At 71.1% G+C, this 14,946-nt stretch carries 16 protein-coding genes; 11 read left to right on the forward strand and 5 right to left on the reverse strand.

Annotated features, from left to right (window positions below; translation table 11 throughout):
• On the forward strand, nucleotides 1–3,718 hold a 3,718-nt coding region (locus JF886_RS02445), incomplete at its 5' end, for a multifunctional oxoglutarate decarboxylase/oxoglutarate dehydrogenase thiamine pyrophosphate-binding subunit/dihydrolipoyllysine-residue succinyltransferase subunit (protein ID WP_337309255.1).
• Nucleotides 3,715–5,082, forward strand: coding sequence for a dihydrolipoyl dehydrogenase (gene lpdA, locus JF886_RS02450; RefSeq protein WP_337309258.1), 1,368 nt, complete (start codon nucleotides 3,715–3,717; stop codon nucleotides 5,080–5,082). The genes JF886_RS02445 and lpdA, both read left to right, overlap by 4 nt.
• Nucleotides 5,083–5,235: 153 nt before the next feature.
• On the opposite strand, the gene JF886_RS02455 is transcribed toward lpdA, so the two are convergent.
• Nucleotides 5,236–5,622: a hypothetical protein gene (locus JF886_RS02455; RefSeq protein ID WP_337309260.1), complete on the reverse strand. Its 387-nt coding sequence runs from the start codon at nucleotides 5,620–5,622 to the stop codon at nucleotides 5,236–5,238.
• A gap of 108 nt (nucleotides 5,623–5,730) precedes the next feature.
• Between JF886_RS02455 and JF886_RS02460 the strand changes: the two genes are divergently transcribed.
• Nucleotides 5,731–5,958: an Lrp/AsnC ligand binding domain-containing protein gene (locus JF886_RS02460; protein WP_337309262.1), complete on the forward strand. Its 228-nt coding sequence runs from the start codon at nucleotides 5,731–5,733 to the stop codon at nucleotides 5,956–5,958.
• 4 nt (nucleotides 5,959–5,962) lie between these two features.
• Entirely contained in the window at nucleotides 5,963–6,796 is an 834-nt protein-coding gene (locus JF886_RS02465; RefSeq protein WP_337309263.1) for a CDP-alcohol phosphatidyltransferase family protein, read from the forward strand.
• A gap of 25 nt (nucleotides 6,797–6,821) precedes the next feature.
• On the opposite strand, the gene JF886_RS02470 is transcribed toward JF886_RS02465, so the two are convergent.
• Both JF886_RS02470 and JF886_RS02475 read right to left on the reverse strand, forming a co-directional pair.
• Nucleotides 6,822–7,166, reverse strand: a complete 345-nt coding sequence (locus tag JF886_RS02470; RefSeq protein ID WP_337309266.1) for a contact-dependent growth inhibition system immunity protein — start codon at nucleotides 7,164–7,166, stop codon at nucleotides 6,822–6,824.
• Nucleotides 7,163–7,591 carry an RNase A-like domain-containing protein gene (locus tag JF886_RS02475; RefSeq protein ID WP_337309268.1) on the reverse strand — a complete coding sequence of 143 codons (429 nt, stop codon included), beginning with the start codon at nucleotides 7,589–7,591 and terminating at the stop codon, nucleotides 7,163–7,165. Before JF886_RS02475 ends, JF886_RS02470 begins: the two co-directional genes overlap by 4 nt.
• Before the next feature lie 155 nt (nucleotides 7,592–7,746).
• Between JF886_RS02475 and JF886_RS02480 the strand changes: the two genes are divergently transcribed.
• Nucleotides 7,747–8,772, forward strand: coding sequence for an alcohol dehydrogenase catalytic domain-containing protein (locus JF886_RS02480; RefSeq protein WP_337309270.1), 1,026 nt, complete (start codon nucleotides 7,747–7,749; stop codon nucleotides 8,770–8,772).
• Between the two features lie 19 nt (nucleotides 8,773–8,791).
• Here JF886_RS02480 and JF886_RS02485 read toward each other — a convergent pair whose 3' ends face one another.
• Entirely contained in the window at nucleotides 8,792–9,322 is a 531-nt protein-coding gene (locus tag JF886_RS02485; RefSeq protein ID WP_337309272.1) for a P-loop NTPase family protein, read from the reverse strand.
• Nucleotides 9,323–9,427: 105 nt separating this feature from the next.
• On the opposite strand from JF886_RS02485, the gene JF886_RS02490 reads away from it, so the two are divergent.
• From JF886_RS02490 to JF886_RS02505, 4 genes are all read left to right on the forward strand, one after another.
• Nucleotides 9,428–10,645, forward strand: a complete 1,218-nt coding sequence (locus JF886_RS02490) for a glycine C-acetyltransferase (RefSeq protein ID WP_337309274.1) — start codon at nucleotides 9,428–9,430, stop codon at nucleotides 10,643–10,645.
• Nucleotides 10,646–10,722: 77 nt separating this feature from the next.
• Complete coding sequence (locus tag JF886_RS02495; protein ID WP_337309276.1) at nucleotides 10,723–11,298, forward strand: RNA polymerase sigma factor; 576 nt, start codon at nucleotides 10,723–10,725, stop codon at nucleotides 11,296–11,298.
• Nucleotides 11,298–11,636 carry a hypothetical protein gene (locus JF886_RS02500; RefSeq protein ID WP_337309278.1) on the forward strand — a complete coding sequence of 113 codons (339 nt, stop codon included), beginning with the start codon at nucleotides 11,298–11,300 and terminating at the stop codon, nucleotides 11,634–11,636. The genes JF886_RS02495 and JF886_RS02500 overlap by 1 nt, the downstream gene beginning before the upstream one ends.
• A gap of 31 nt (nucleotides 11,637–11,667) precedes the next feature.
• On the forward strand, nucleotides 11,668–11,850 hold the full coding sequence (locus JF886_RS02505; protein WP_337309280.1) for a hypothetical protein: 183 nt from the start codon (nucleotides 11,668–11,670) through the stop codon (nucleotides 11,848–11,850).
• Here the strand turns inward: JF886_RS02505 and JF886_RS02510 are convergent.
• Nucleotides 11,847–13,238 carry an alcohol dehydrogenase catalytic domain-containing protein gene (locus JF886_RS02510; RefSeq protein WP_337309281.1) on the reverse strand — a complete coding sequence of 464 codons (1,392 nt, stop codon included), beginning with the start codon at nucleotides 13,236–13,238 and terminating at the stop codon, nucleotides 11,847–11,849. The two genes, JF886_RS02505 and JF886_RS02510, sit on opposite strands and share 4 nt — an antisense overlap.
• Before the next feature lie 51 nt (nucleotides 13,239–13,289).
• On the opposite strand from JF886_RS02510, the gene JF886_RS02515 reads away from it, so the two are divergent.
• Nucleotides 13,290–14,354, forward strand: a complete 1,065-nt coding sequence (locus JF886_RS02515; protein ID WP_337309282.1) for a DUF7847 domain-containing protein — start codon at nucleotides 13,290–13,292, stop codon at nucleotides 14,352–14,354.
• Nucleotides 14,354–14,946 (forward strand): hypothetical protein (locus JF886_RS02520; protein WP_337309284.1); only part of this gene is annotated, 593 nt, incomplete at its 3' end. The genes JF886_RS02515 and JF886_RS02520, both read left to right, overlap by 1 nt.

A 14,946-nucleotide genomic window follows, 5' to 3' on the forward strand; every position in this document is an offset into this window, starting at 1 on the left:
GGTCAGCGCGACCCCGCTGGCGCGCCGACGCGCCGCCCTGGCAGGGGTGGACCTCGCCTCGGTCACCGGCAGCGGTCCCCAGGGCCTGCTGCGCGCCGCCGACGTCAGCGCGGCGGTTGCCGCGCCGTCCCAGCCCGCGCAGCCGAAGAGCGCCGCGCCGGTCGCTCCCGCCGGCGACGGCGTCGTCGAGCTACGCGGCCCGGCCGCGTCTCTTGTGGAGTACATGGAGCAGAGCCGCGACATCCCCACCGCGACGTCGTTCCGGACCATCGCGGTCACCGTTCTCGACGCCCGCCGCCGCGAGCTCAACCTCGGGCTCACCACCGCCGGCCAGCAGATCAAAGTGTCGTTCACGCACCTCATCGGCTACGCGATCGCGCGGGCGGCCGCGGAGATGCCCGAGATGTCCGCGCACTTCGCGCGCACCGAGCAGGGCAGGCCGGCGCGCGTCGACAGCGGCGTGCACCTCGGCATCGCCGTCGACAGCCGGCGCAAGGACGGCACCCGGTCCCTGGTGGTACCGGTGATCCGGGACGCCGGCGAGCGCACCTTCGCGGAGTTCCGCACCGAGTACGAGCGCCTCATCGACCGCGCCCGCACCAACGCGCTCGCCGCCGACGAGCTGCGCGGCGCCACCATCACGTTGACCAATCCCGGCGGCATCGGCACGGTGGCCTCGGTGCCGAGACTGATGCCGGGACAGGGCACCATCGTCGCTGTGGGGGCGCTCGGCTACCCGGCGGAGTGGCGCGACGCCTCCGAGTCGCGGCTGCGCGAGCTGGGCGTCGCCAAGGTCATGACCATGACCTCGACGTACGACCACCGCGTCATCCAGGGTGCGCAATCGGGCGAGTTCCTCGGCCGCATCGAGGCGATGCTCAACGGCGACGGTGACTTCTACGGCGCGGTGTTCGAGAGCCTGGGCCTCGGGCTTCCCGCCGCGGACATCCCGCGCAGCAGCGCCGAGGCACGCCCCGCCACGGCGACAGCGGCGGCGGAGCCAAGCACCGCGACCACTGCTGTGCCGTCGCACCGGATGCTCGCCGCCGTGCAGGCCGCGACGTCGCTGATCAAGGCACACCGCACCCATGGCCACCTCGGCGCCCACCTCGACCCGCTCGGAACGCCGCCGCTCGGTGACCCCGCCATGGAGCCGGAGACGTACGGGCTCACCCCAGACCTCATGGAGCAGATCCCCGCCGACGTGCTGCGCGTGTACGTGCCCGGACGCAACCTCGCAGAGGTGCTGCCCAACCTGCGCCGCACCTACTGCGGGACCATCGCGTACGAGATCGAGCACATCGCCAGCCATGAGCAGCGCGTCTGGTTGCGCGAGCACATCGAGTCGGGCGCGTACCGACTGCCCTTCAGCCCGGACCAGAAGCGCCGCCTGCTCCAGCGTCTCACCAAGGTCGAGGCCATGGAGCGATACCTGCGGCGCACGTTCATCGGCCAGAAGACGTTCTCCGCCGAGGGTGTCGACGCCATGGTGCCGATGCTCGAGGGCCTGCTCGGCGTCATCGCCGACGACGGCATCGGCGAGGTGGTGATGGGCATGTCCCACCGCGGACGCCTGGCCACCATCGCACACGTCGTCAACCGACCGTACGCAGCCATCCTGGTGGCCTTCGAGCGCGGCGAGATGCGCCGCGCGGTGGCGTCGCTCAACGACGCGCCCACCGGGGACGTCAAGTACCACATCGGCTCGGTCGGCACCTACATCAGTGACAACGGCAAGGGAATCACCGTGCGCCTGCTGTCCAACCCGTCGCACCTCGAGGCGGTGGACCCGGTGGTGGAGGGATGGACGCGCGCCGAGCAGACCAAGCGGAGCTCGAGCACGATCCACGTCGATCCCACGGTGGCGGTGCCGGTGCTGCTGCACGGCGACGCCGCATTCGCGGGCCAGGGCATCGTGGCCGAGGTGCTCAACCTGCAGTCGCTCGGCGGCTACGCCACGGGCGGCACGGTGCACCTCATCACCAACAACCAGGTGGGCTTCACCACCGAGGCCGCCGACGCGCGCTCCACCCGCTACGCCAGCGACATGGCCAAGGGCTTCGACTGCCCGATCGTGCATGTCAACGCCGACGACATCGAGGCCTGCATCAACGCGGTGCGGCTGGCCTGGGACTACCGGCGCACGTACCACCGCGACGTGGTCATCGACCTCATCGGCTACCGCCGCTTCGGGCACAACGAGACCGACGAGCCGTCGTACACGCAACCGCTCATGTACCAGAAGATCAAGGAGCACCCCACCGCCCGCGAGATCTACCTGCACAAGCTGGTCGGCGACGGACTGATCACCGAGGCGGACGGCGCCAACGATTTCGAGACCGCGTACAGCGCTCTTGCGGAGGCACACAAGAAGGTCAAGGCGACGCTCGCCACCGACATCCCTGAGGAGTCGGAGGACTCGACCGCGCACGAGACGGAGACCCCGCGGCCGTCGACGCGGGTGGCGCGCGACATCCTGGTCACGCTCAATGAGCAGCTCATCGTCGCGCCCGACGACTTCCACGTGTACCCCAAGCTGGCCAAGCAGTTGGAACGTCGCCGCGCCGCCGTCCGCGACGGTGGCGGCGTCGACTGGGGCACCGCGGAGTCGCTGGCGTTCGCGAGCCTGCTCACCGAGGGCCACCCCATCCGCCTCTCCGGCCAGGACACGCAGCGCGGCACGTTCAGCCAGCGCCACCTGGTGTTCCACGACGACCGCGATGGCGCGGAGTGGATCCCCATGCAGAACCTGGTCGGCGCCGAGGCCACCTTCGAGGTGTACAACAGCCCGCTCAGCGAGGTCGGCTGCCTCGGCTTCGAGTACGGCTACAGCGCCGCCGACCCCACCACCACAGTTCTCTGGGAGGCGCAGTACGGCGACTTCGTCAACAACGCCGAGATGGTCGTCGACCAGTTCATCTCGTCGGCGCTGGCCAAGTGGGGACAGCGCTCGCGCCTCGTCCTGCTCCTCCCCCACGGCTACGAGGGAAACGGGCCGGAGCACTCGAGCGCGCGGCTCGAGCGTTTCCTGCAGCTCGCCGCCCACGGCAACATGCGCGTCGCCAACTGCTCGACCGCAGCACAGTACTTCCACCTGCTCCGCGACCAGGCCATCGCCCCGACCGCGCGACCGCTGGTGATCATGACCCCCAAGCGGCTGCTGCGCCTGGCCGAGTCGTCGTGCACGCTCGACGAGCTCGCCGACAGCGAGTTTCGCCCCGTCCTCGACGACCCGGTGACCTCGGCGACGCCGAAGCAGCGCAAGAACGTGCACACCTTGCTGCTCTGCACCGGGAAGATCTACTACGAGCTGGAGCTGCACCCCGATCGCCGCGAGGCGGAGGACCTCGCCATCGTCCGCATCGAGCTGCTCAACCCGCTGCCCGTCGACGAGGTGCTCGCGCTCATCCGCACCTACCCCAACCTCGAGCAGATCTACTGGGTGCAGGAGGAGCCGGCGAACATGGGCGCGTGGCCGCACCTCTCGCGGCCGATCGGCAAGCGGCGTCCGTACGACATCCGTTGGGACTACATCGGCCGGCCGCGCCGGGCCAGCCCGTCGGAGGGATCGGCCGGCTCGCACCGCATCGAGCAGGAGCGGATCATCACCGGCGCCATCGCCAGCTCGCCGATCCTGGCACGCAAGCAGTCCGAGGAAGGCCTGCAGCCCGCCGAGCTCAAGGCATCCTCCGACCCGAAGGCCGCCGGCGACTCGTGAGCCCGCGGGTCGTTGTGCTGGGCGGCGGCCCGGCGGGAGACGTCGCCGCGCTGCGCGCCGCCCAGCTCGGCGCTGACACGGTGCTCATCGAGCGCGCCGAGCTCGGGGGCACCTGCCTCAACTGGGGCTGCATCCCCACCAAGTCGCTGCTCGCCGGCGCCGACCTGCTGCGCAGGATCCGGCACGCCTCGGACTACGGGATCATGGTGGAAGAGCCGACCATCGACTTCGCGCGGATGATGGAGCGCAAGGAGGAGGTGGTCCTGAAGATGCGCTCCGGCGTCGAGGCCGCGTGCAAGCGCAAGAAGGTGCGCGTGGTGCGCGAGCAGGGCGTCATCGAGGGCGACGAGGTGGTCTGCGGCAAGGAGCACTTGCCCTTCGACCACCTCATCGTGTGCGTCGGCACCGTCGCCAGTGGACTGCCGGGCATCGACATGGATCACCCCTGCGTGGTCACCTCCGACGGCATCGTGCGGCTGCAGAAGATCCCCAAGAAGATGCTGGTGATCGGCGGCGGGGTGATCGGGTGCGAGTTCGCCAGCCTGTTCGCGGCGCTGGGCACGCAGGTGACCGTGGTCGAGGTGCTGCCCCAGATCCTCACCGGCGTCGACCCGCGCATCGTCGCGCAGTTCCGCAAGCTCGTCGAAGCCCAGGGCGTCACCTTCCACACCGGGCACAACGTGGAGTCGGTCGACTATCGCAAGGCCTCGCTCACCGCCCATCTCGATGACGGCACCGACGTCGACGCCGACCTGCTGCTGGTGTCGGTGGGCCGCAAACCGGAGACAGGCGGTATCGGCCTCGAGGAAGCGGGCGTGGTGGTGGACGAGCGCGGGTACGTCGAGGTCGATGACCACTTGCACACCAAGAACGAGAAGATCTGGTCGGCGGGCGACTGCATCGGCGGCCTCCAGCTCGCCCACCTGGCCAGCGCGGAAGCAGCGCGCGCGGTGGAGAACGCGCTCGGCCACGACATCATGGCAATGGACCGCACCGTAGTGCCCTCGTGCATCTACACCCATCCTGAAATTGCCATGGTCGGCCTCAACTCGGAGACGGCCAAGGCGGGCGGGTACGAGGTCAAGGTCGGCCAAGCGCGCTTCCTCGGCAACGGCAAGGCGCTCGGGGAGGGCGAACCGGACGGGCTGGCCCAGCTCTACTCCGACGCCAAGACCGGCGTGCTCCTCGGCGCCACCGTCATGGGCGTGCACGCCGTGGAGATCATCCACGAGGTCGGCGTGGCCATCTCGGACGGGCTCACAGTCGACGAGCTCGGCGCCATCATCCACGCCCACCCGACGGTGAGCGAGACGATCATGGACGCCGCCGAGCAGGCCGCCGGCGTGGCGCCGTACCTGTCCTAAGAAGGAAAGGGGCGGGGCGGCATCGCTCCGGTCGCTGGTGCTCGGCGGTCGCATCGGGAGCCCCTGGGCTTCGCCCAGTCGGTCTCCCTCGCTGCTCGCAATGCTCCCTCCGCGACGCCGCCCCGCCCCTTTCCTTCGTGGCTGTTCGGAGGCTCAGACCTCTTCGCGAAGCCTGTTGTCTCGGCGGCGCAGGCGGCGCATCGCGACCAGGCGTCTCGCCAGCCGGGCCTCGCGGATGGTGAGCATCGCGAAGAGCACGCCCATGGCGAGCAACACGCCGCCGAGCCAGCGCGGGCTGAGCACCACGCTACTCGTACCGCCGGCGAGGCAGAGCGCGGTGGCGATGCCGAAGGTGGTCGCCACCACAAGGCGCGAGAGCAGCGTCGCCGCGTCGCGCGCGTCGCGGACGCGCTGGGCCACGGCGGGATTGCGCGCGGTCGCCGACCCGAACGCGCGCTGCGCCGCGGTGCGGCGCCGGTTGCCGAGCAGTCGCCAGAAGACGAACCCCGAGAGGAGGCGGATCAGCAGGCTCCACGGCATGAGGTGTCCATTGTGGTCCGCGACGCTTTCCGAGGGCCCTCTGGTGCGGGGAGTGACGGCGCGGGCGGTGCTATCGTCGGCCCCCACCGCGGGCACGGAGGAATTGCAATGGTCCGGGCGTACGTGCTGATCACCGCCACCGCCGGGAAGGCTCTCGAGGTGGTCGAGCGCCTGCGCTCCTCGCCCGGGGTCATCCACGCCGATGCCATCACCGGCGAGTACGACGTCATCGCCGAGGTGGAGGCTGAGGACATCGCCGGGATCGGCCGCCTCGTTGTGGAGCGCGTGCAGTCCAACGGGGTCCTCAAGACGATCACCTGCCTGGCGGTCCAGTAGGAACTTGTTGGTCCGCGTCGGTTCGCCCGCCGGGCTGGGCGGCCTCGTCGGCGAAGCCCTCGCGCTGCTCCGCGGCAGCCCCCGGCTGCGCCGCTCCCTGTGGTTCTGGCTCAGCACCGGCCTGGTACTCACTGAGGCGTTCACCATCCCGCTCGCGACGCTGCACGATCGCGGGTCGGTGCTGCCGCTGGCGCTGGGCGCGGCTGGCTGGTGGGCGGCGGTGTCGGTGTTCCTGGTCGGCGGCACGTCCCTGCTGCACACCCCCGACGGGACGCGCATCGACCGCTACGGCATCCCCAACGGGCTGAGCGCGATCCGCGCCTGGTTCTGCTTCCCGCTGATCCTCTGCGCCGCTCTCTCGCTGCCCGGCTCGCTCGGCCTCTACCTGTGGTGTTCGGTGGGCGGCAGCACCGGCATGCTCGACTTCGTCGACGGCTGGATCGCGCGCCGTTTCGGTCCGATCACCGCGCTCGGCAAGGCGCTCGACCCCGCCATGGACGTGCTCTTCTTCGCGATGGCGGCGGTGGGCAATTGGCTGCTCGGCATCGCACCGGGCTGGCTGGCCGCGGGCATCCTCTTCCGCTATCTCGGCCCGTTCCTGGCCACCCCATTCATCTTCCTGGCCGGCAAGCGGCCCGAGCTTGTGCACACCGTGTGGGGGCGGCGCAACACCGCGGCGATCGGCCTGGTGCTGTTCATCCTCATGATCGTGCGGCTGAGCAGCGGGCCTGTGAACACCGTGGCCCTGGTCATCTCCCTGCCGCTGCTGGTGCCCACCTTCGTGCTCCACAGCATCGCACTGGTGCGGCGCACCGCCGAGGCTCCCCGCGCCGGGTGAGGCTGGCACGAGGCGGCAGGCGGGGTCAGGGATCCTGGATCAGCCGTTCCAGAACCGCATCCAGCCAGGAGGATGGAGTCAGGCCAAACGCCGTCGGCACGACGCTGGCGCCAAGGCCGTCGAGCACGTTTGTGAGCTCGGCGTCGCTGAAGCCGGCGGCCAGGAGGTCGCGGAGCTCCGCTGCAGTGCCGGTGACGACGCTGCCCGGCGACGCGGCGACGAACTCGTCGACCACCGCCTCCCAGCCATCCCCGTCCTGCCCCCACTCCTGATGGAAGTAGGCGCCGAAGAGCTGCTCCAGCTGGGGGTAGGCGGTGACCGGGTCGTCGAGGCTGTCCTGGCGCGACATCGGGATGCCTCCGTGGCTCATGGATGGATTGACAACGGGTGGCGGCCGTTCTGGTTGACCGGGTAGGCGGTGAGCACCGCGAACCCTGACCGGTAGCCGCGATGACGCTTCAGCACCACGCGAACGGAGGTGGCCGGCAGCGGTGGGCGGCCGACCTCCCAGCGGTCGCGACGCAGCTCGTTGCCGATCACCTCGTCCATGGTGACCCCGATGGCCAGGCGCGGGCGCCCCCCGCGCCGCCAGCGCTCCACCTTGGCCCGATTGAGCGCCACGCAGGTTTCGACGCAGCGCTGCGCAGTGGCCACGTCGGGGAAGGACCCGGTGGCGGGCAGCCAGGGATGCTCACGGAGGCGCTGCGCCTCCGCCTGCGGGGTGGTGCCGCAGTGGCGTGAGACGGTGTGGCCGTCACCGCGGCGCTCGTACACCGCGAGCGGCTCGACGGCCATGGGCCGGCGCAGGCGGAGGCCGCCATCCAGCTCCACTTCACCCGGCCCGACGTGCGGCGCTGCTCACCGCACCGACTGTCGATGCCTAGCGCGGACGCGCACGGGACAATGCCGGCAGACGCTGGCCGGGGGCGGACGGGGATAATCCGCGCGCTGTGCAGGCCGTGGTCAAGCCGATCGCCGCGCCCGGGTTGGTGCTCGCCGATGTTCCGCAACCGGTGCCGGGCGACGGCGAACTGTTGCTGCGCGTCGCCGCGGCGTCGGTGTGCGGCACGGACGTGCACATCTACGACTGGAACCCGTGGGCGGCAGCGCGCGTCCACCCGCCCCGGGTGATCGGTCACGAGATCTGCGGCGAGGTGGTGGGTCGCGGACCCGGTGCGGACCTGCCGGACGGACGGCGCGTGGCGGTGGAGTCACACATCGTCTGCAGGCAGTGCAACTCGTGCGCGCGCGGTGACTTCCATGTGTGCCCGAACACGCGCATCCTCGGCGTCGACGTCGACGGTGGGTTCACGTCGCTGGTCGTTGTTCCGCAGCTCAACGTGTTCCCCATCAGCGACGACACCACGTCTGAGGTGGCGGCGGCGCTCGAGCCCGTCGGCAACGCCGTGCACGCGTGTTCCTACGGTGAGCTCGCCGGGCGTGCCGTCGTGGTGTTCGGCTGCGGGCCGATCGGCTGCGCTGCGATCGCGATCGCGCGCGCTGAGGGAGCGGCGGCGGTCATCGCCGTCGACCGCAACCGCTACCGGCTCGAGCTCGCCGAGCGGATGGGGGCGACGTCGCTGGTGATGGCTGACAACAACGTCGAGCCCAGCGTTCGCGCGGCGGCGCGCGGCGCCGACATCGACTGCGCTCTGGAGATGAGCGGCGCGCCAAGCGCTGTGATCGCGGCGACGCGGCTGGTGCGCCCGGGTGGTTGGATCAGCCTGCTCGGCATCGGCGACGAGCCGGCCACGCTCGACCTCTCCAACGACGTGGTCATGACCGGCATCAGCCTGCACGGCGTGGTCGGACGGCGGCTACCCCAGACGTGGGAGGCGACGATGGAGTACGTGCGCAGCGGCGCGGTCGACGTCAGCGCGCTGATCACGCACCACTATGCGATGAGCGAGATCGTGGCCGCCATCGAGCTGATCAAGTCGGGCCACTGCGGAAAGGTGTCCCTGCATCCGGGGTGATGCCGTCGGTGTGGGCGAGTCATGCGATGGAAGCCAGCAGCGCTTGTGCCTCGCTTGCTGATCGGACGCGCACGAAGCGCACATGTGACCACCGCGGGTCGGCCGTGGCGGCTGTGTAGCGGGCTCGGTAGTCGGCGTGCTTGGTCCACGACCAGAGGATGATCGAGCGCTCCGGGTCCCGGGAGAACAGTTTCTTGACGCTCTCTCTGTTGCCATTCCAGAGCCGGCGACGGAGGAGTATGCGGGTGAACGTGCGGCGGATGATCCGGCGCATCACCACACGACGGGGCGGGTCGAGCCAGACGATTGTGTCGGCCTTGGCCCAAACGCTGTCACGCACCGCCGCGTAGTTGCCGTCGACCACCCAGCCGTCGGCCGATGTGCCTTGCAGTACCGCCGCTCGGAACCTGTCGACGGGCAGCTCGCGCCAGTCCGGCAGGTGGAAGATTGCGTCGAGCTCGATGTGCGGCACCTGTAGTCGCTGTGCCAGCTGTGCGGCCAGAACAGACTTGCCCGCGCCGGAGTTGCCCACGACCGATACGCGCCGCATGTGTGGTAGTCAGGGTAGCAGGGGCCTTGGTGCCGGGCTTGAGGTGCGCTGTGCGTTGGGCGTGGTGGTCTGGCCCGGCGGTGGCCGTTCCCGTATGGTCACCAGATGGCCATTGAATCCACCAGGACCTCTGACGCCGTCCGCCATCTCGACGCCTCCCTCGAGGAGGATCTCGACACCCTCCGCAACGAGGGCCTGTTCCGGCCGTTGCGGGTTCTCGAGTCGCCGCAGATGGCCGAGGTGGTCGTCGGCGGGCGGCGGCTGATCAACCTCTCGTCGAACAACTACCTCGGCCTCAACACCCACCCGCGCCTCATCGAAGCCGCGGTCAGAGGCGCCAGCGAGTGGGGAGCGGGCAGCGGCGCGGTGCGCACCATCGCCGGGACGCAGTCAATCCACGAAGAGCTGGAGGCGCGCCTGGCGGCGTTCAAACACACCGAGGCGGCGCTCTGCTTCCAGAGCGGCTACACCGTCAACGTCGGTGTCATCGGCTCGATGCTCGAGTCCGGCGACTGCGTGGTCAGCGACAAACTCAACCACGCCAGCATCATCGACGGGATCCGGCTCACCAAGGCGGACCGCATCCTCTACGAGCACGTCGACGTCGACGACGCCGAGAGGGCCCTGAAAGAGGCGCGCGACAAGGGGTATCGGCGCGTGCTGCTGATCACCGACGGCGTCTTCAGCATGGACGGCGACATCGCCCCGCTGCCCGACCTGGTCGAGCGTGCCGAGAAGTACGAGGCGGCGGTGATGGTCGACGACGCCCATGGCACCGGCGTGCTCGGCCGCAACGGCCGCGGCAGCACCGACCACTTCAACCTCCACGGCCGTGTCGCGCTGAACATCGGAACGCTCAGCAAGGCGGTAGGAGTAGTCGGCGGGTACGTCGCTGCGTCGCAGACCGTGCGCGACCACCTCATCCACAAGGCGCGCCCGTTTCTCTTCTCCTCATCGCACCCGGCGGCGGTGGTGCTGGCGTGCATCGCTGCCATCGACGTGCTCGAGCAGGAACCCGAGCTGATCGAGCGGCTCTGGGTGAACGCGCGCTACCTCAAGAAGGGCCTGGCGGAGCTGGGTTTCGACATCGGCCACAGCGAGACCCCGATCACGCCGGTGATGTGCGGCGAGGCGCCCCAGGCGATGGCGCTGAGCGACGCCCTGCTGGAGCACGGCGTGTTTGCGCAGGCGATCGGGTTCCCCACCGTGGCGCGCGGCAGGGCGCGGGTGCGCACCATCGTGACCGCCACCCACACCACGGCGCAGCTCGACGACGCCCTGGCCGCCTTCGGTGCGTGCGGCCCGGCGATCGGTCTGCTCTGACCGCCGCGCGTCCGTAACCCGGCCACAGAATGAAGGCTTGTGTGCAATGACCCCGCCGATAGCGCGCGGCCGCTGAGGTGGCCCACCGCAGCGCCGACGAGCTCGAGGCGGAGCGCCTGATGATCGAGGCCGCGCAGCGCGACCGGGCGGCGTTCGCGCCACTCTACGAGCGCTACGTCGATCAGATCTACGCCTACGCACACACGCTGACCAGGAACCGGGAGCTCGCTGAGGACGTGACCGCCTCCACATTCGCCAAGGCCATCGAGGACCTGCCCCGCTTCGAGTGGCGCGGTGTTCCCTACTCCGCGTGGCTGTATCGCGTCGCGGCCAACCTGGTGGCGCGGCAGGCGCGCCGGCCCGCGTGGCTCGACCTCGACGAGCACCAGCCCGTCGACGGGGAGTCGCCCGAGCAGATCGTCGAGCAGCGCGACCGCGAGGCGACGGTGCGCGCCGCGGTGGCGACGCTTCCCGATGACCAGCGCCAGGCGGTGTTGCTGCGCTTCGGCGGCGAGCTGCGCAACCGGGAGATCGGCGAGATCATGGGGCGCAGCGAGGGCGCCGTGAAGCTGCTCACCTTCCGGGCCATGACGTCGCTGCGCCAGGAACTGGGGGCGCCAACGCCCGCGGAACGTTCGATGGAGGGACGCTGATGAACCCGGCAGAGATCCTCGACCGCGCCCTGGAGGCCGGAGCCACCGGCAGAACGGCGCCGGCCTCGGTACGCGGGCTGCTCGACGTCGCCACCGAGGTCGCCCAGGCGCTCACCGCCAGCAGGCTCAGCCGCGCCGACCACGACCGCATCTACGCGCGCTCGCTGGCGATGCTGGAGGCAGCGGTCGACGAGCAACGCCGCGGCTGGCAGCGCGCGCTGCACCCGCACAGGCCGGCACCCGTGCTCATCGGCGGGGCGGCGCTGACCCTCGGGGCCGCGGCGCTCGGCTGGGCCGTGCTGCATGGACGCCGCTCCCACGCGCCGGTCGCTGCCTGACCTTTCGCGCGGCCTGCGGTACCGTTGTCGCATGCCCGGCGACGACCGCGACGTTCCTGACGAGCTCACCCCGCGTGAGAAGGCGCGCCTGCGCGCGCGTGATCGCAAGCGCGCCACCCGGATGGTGGTCGACAACGCCGGCGTGAAGCGCACCGCGCTGGCCCTGGCAGCACGGCGCGCCGTGCCCCCGGCCAAGGACGTCGAGACGACCTAGCCGCCTCCCTCGTCGTCGCGGCGCACGCGCGCGGCGGTGGCCGCGAGCAGCATCGGGGCGGCGGTGTCGTCCACTGGTAGCTCTGTGTCGACGGCGAGGCGGCGCTGGCGGAAAGGCGCCGACGGGGCCTCGAAGACCACCTTCACTGCGCCCACGGCCTCGCCGGCGGCGGCGGTGGCGATGGCGGTGGAGAAGGCGTCGAGCTGGTACCGGTGGGTGACCAGGCTGTCGGCGGGGAACGAGGCGTCCGTGAGCCACTCGCGAACGGCGGCGAACGTCCGCCAGCCGGCTGGCTCCCTGCCGAAGCCGCCGCTGCCGGCGATGGTGAGCTCGCGCGACCAGAGTGCCGACCAGTCCAGCTCGAGGCGACCGGCCCGGCCGGCGACCACGATGGTCGCGCCCGACCGGAGCAGGCGCATCCCCAGCGCGACGCTGGCGGCGGTGCCCCGGCAATCGATGACGGCGTCGAGGCCGCGGTCGAGGACCGGCAGGTCGTCGCCGGCGACGATCATCCGACGCGCCCCCAGCAGCTCGGCGGTGCGGTCGAGAAGCTGCGCCGGGCTGCCCCGCCAGACCCGGGCGGCGCCGAGGCACTCGAGCGCGCGGGCGACGCTGCTCTCGTCGACGGCGAGGTGCGCGGGCAGCTTGCGACGTCGCCGCCCGGTTCGCTGCGGGCCGCGGGCGTCGACCATCACGGTGATGTCGACGTCGGGATGGAGGCGCCGCAGAGCGGCGATCACGAGGCGGGTGGTGGTCCCCGAGCCGATCACCGCGACGCGGTCGCCGCGCCGGTTCCAGCGCAGCACGGCGTGGATGGCCGCCGCCAGGGAGACGCCGAGGACGCCGCGCTGGTCGGAGATGCCGTCGGCGGGGATGAGCATCTCCTCGTGGGCCAGCACCCCCTCCGACCAGCCACCGCCCGAGGCCAGGCCGCCGTCCGCGCCAGGCCCGATGACGCTGGGGCGGTCGCGGTTCTCGCAGAGCTCGGCCTCGCCGGCGGCGCAGCGCGCACACGTCGGGAAGCCGCGGATCATGCAGCCCGCGTTGGGCTCGACGAGGACGCGCTGGCCCTCGCGCGCCCAGCGGGTGCCATTGACCTCCTCGACGACCCCGACCACCTCGGAGCCCGGCACCATCGGCAGGGGTCGCGGCGCTCCCATCGGGGGCAGGGTTCGGTCGGAGCTGAGCAGGGCGAGATCGCGGGCGTTGATCCCAGCGAGCGTGGGCCGGATCAGGGCCCAGCCCGGTGCCGGCGGGATCGGCCGGGCGATGTCGCGCAGCTGGACCAGCGGGGGCGCATCGCCACGACGCGCGGGGTCCGCGTCGAGCACCAGCGCGCGAATCGGGGCGTCGCCGCCGTCGAGAACGGTGAGGCCATCGGGTGTCACGGTCGGCAACGATACCGCCGCGCGCCTGCCGGGGCGGCAGAATACCGGCAGATGAGCGCGAGCCCGCCCCCTCCGCCGCCTCCTCCGCCACCGCCCGGGGGGTGGCCGCAGCTTCCGGGGTGGGGGCCGCCGGGGCCCGCGCCGGCATGGCAGGGACCGGGGGGACCGCCTCCCGGCTGGGGGTGGCAGCAGCAGCCCGTCCTCCCCGTTTCGGGCCGCTTTCGCGCCCAGACCGTCGGCGAGTTGCTCGACTCGGCCTTCACGCTGTACCGCCGCAACGTCCGCCTGATCCTCTCGATCACCGCCGTCGTGCAGCTGCCGCTGGCCGTCTTCAGCTACATCACCTACCAGCTCACCGGCATCACCAGCGCGACCACGCGGCTGCAGCAGCTCAGCGCCGGCGGCACGATCACCTCCGAGCAGCTCTCCAACGTCACCTCCACGCTGTTCACGCTGCTGGCTGTGGTGTTCGGCATCGCGCTGCTCCAGGCGCTGGTGGTGCAGCCGATCGCCACTGCGGCGATGACCCGCGCGGTCGGCGACATCTACCTCGACCAGCCGGCCAGCCTGGGGAGCGCGTATCGCGCCGTGGGACAGCGGCTCGGGGCCGTGGTGGGCGTGTCGATGCTGCTCTTCGGCTTCGGCATCCTGCTGTTCGGGGTGTCCTTCGGGCTGGTCGCCGGCGCGGTGTACGCCTTCGGCTCGGGTGGCTCGGCGCTGCTGATCCTGGTGCTGCCGGCGGCGGTCTTCGCGGCGATCCTGATGTACACGCGCTGGCTCTTCGCCACGCCGATCGTCATGCTCGAGCGCGCCAGACCCGTCGCCGCGCTGCGCCGCAGCTGGCGCCTGGTGCGCGGGACGACGCCACGCGTGTTCGGCATCACCATCCTCGTCGGCCTGATCACGGGCATCCTCGGCGCCATCGTTGGCGGGCTCATCAACGTGCTCACCCAATTCGGCGACGTCGGCATGCGGCTGCTGCTGACCCAGCTCGCGTCCCTGGTGGTGGCGGTGCTCATCCAGCCGATCAGCTTCATCGTGGTCGTGCTCCTCTACTACGACCTGCGCATTCGCAAAGAGGCCTTCGACATCGAGATGCTCGCGGCCAGCATCTGATGCGCCGCGCTCTCCGCTGGGTCGCGGCGCTGCTGCTCGGCGGCGCAGCCGTGATCAGCACGTCGACCACGTCGGACGCCGCCGCATGTTCGGCGCTCGACTATCAGACTGGGCTGGCCGCGGCGGCGGCCACCCTGAACCAGGCGCCGGCGGACGTCCCCAGCGCACAGCGCCAGGTGAGCGCTCTGGCGACGGCATACCCCCGCAGCGCGGTGGCGCTGCGGCCGGTGATCGCCGACCTCGCCACCATCCCGGCCAAAGAGAAGGACCTCGAGGACGCGCAGCTGCGGCTCACATCGATGAGCACCACGCTCGCGTACGCGCGCGGCTCGGTGTGCAACGAGAACTCCGCAGCGGCCCGCAGTGCGCTGCACAACGTGTACGCCTCGCCGGACTTCCGCCACCTCGACGACACCAACCAGCCAGGCCTGCTGCAGACCATCGTCAACGCGATCGCCAACCTGGTCGGCCGCGGCGCCGGAGCGCTCGGTCCGGTCGGTGCCGCCCTGCTCGGCGCCCTGGTGCTGGCCGTGTGCCTGCTGCTGGTCTGGCGGCGCTGGCACGGCTCGGCGGCTCTGCGCGACGCCGGCGT

It is taken from the genome of Candidatus Aeolococcus gillhamiae (genome assembly GCF_016464765.1).
In the GTDB taxonomy this organism is placed as follows: domain Bacteria; phylum Chloroflexota; class Dormibacteria; order Aeolococcales; family Aeolococcaceae; genus Aeolococcus; species Aeolococcus gillhamiae.

What these genes read in the sequence shown, in the direction of transcription:
- JF886_RS02500 (WP_337309278.1), top strand. Translation starts at nt 11,298, where the DNA reads ATGAACCCGGCAGAGATCCTCGACCGCGCCCTGGAGGCCGGAGCCACC.
- JF886_RS02505 (WP_337309280.1), top strand. Translation starts at nt 11,668, where the DNA reads ATGCCCGGCGACGACCGCGACGTTCCTGACGAGCTCACCCCGCGTGAG.
- JF886_RS02485 (WP_337309272.1), bottom strand. Translation starts at nt 9,322, where the DNA reads ATGCGGCGCGTATCGGTCGTGGGCAACTCCGGCGCGGGCAAGTCTGTT.
- JF886_RS02475 (WP_337309268.1), bottom strand. Translation starts at nt 7,591, where the DNA reads ATGGCCGTCGAGCCGCTCGCGGTGTACGAGCGCCGCGGTGACGGCCAC.
- JF886_RS02470 (WP_337309266.1), bottom strand. Translation starts at nt 7,166, where the DNA reads ATGAGCCACGGAGGCATCCCGATGTCGCGCCAGGACAGCCTCGACGAC.
- JF886_RS02460 (WP_337309262.1), top strand. Translation starts at nt 5,731, where the DNA reads ATGGTCCGGGCGTACGTGCTGATCACCGCCACCGCCGGGAAGGCTCTC.
- JF886_RS02455 (WP_337309260.1), bottom strand. Translation starts at nt 5,622, where the DNA reads ATGCCGTGGAGCCTGCTGATCCGCCTCCTCTCGGGGTTCGTCTTCTGG.
- JF886_RS02490 (WP_337309274.1), top strand. Translation starts at nt 9,428, where the DNA reads ATGGCCATTGAATCCACCAGGACCTCTGACGCCGTCCGCCATCTCGAC.
- JF886_RS02515 (WP_337309282.1), top strand. Translation starts at nt 13,290, where the DNA reads ATGAGCGCGAGCCCGCCCCCTCCGCCGCCTCCTCCGCCACCGCCCGGG.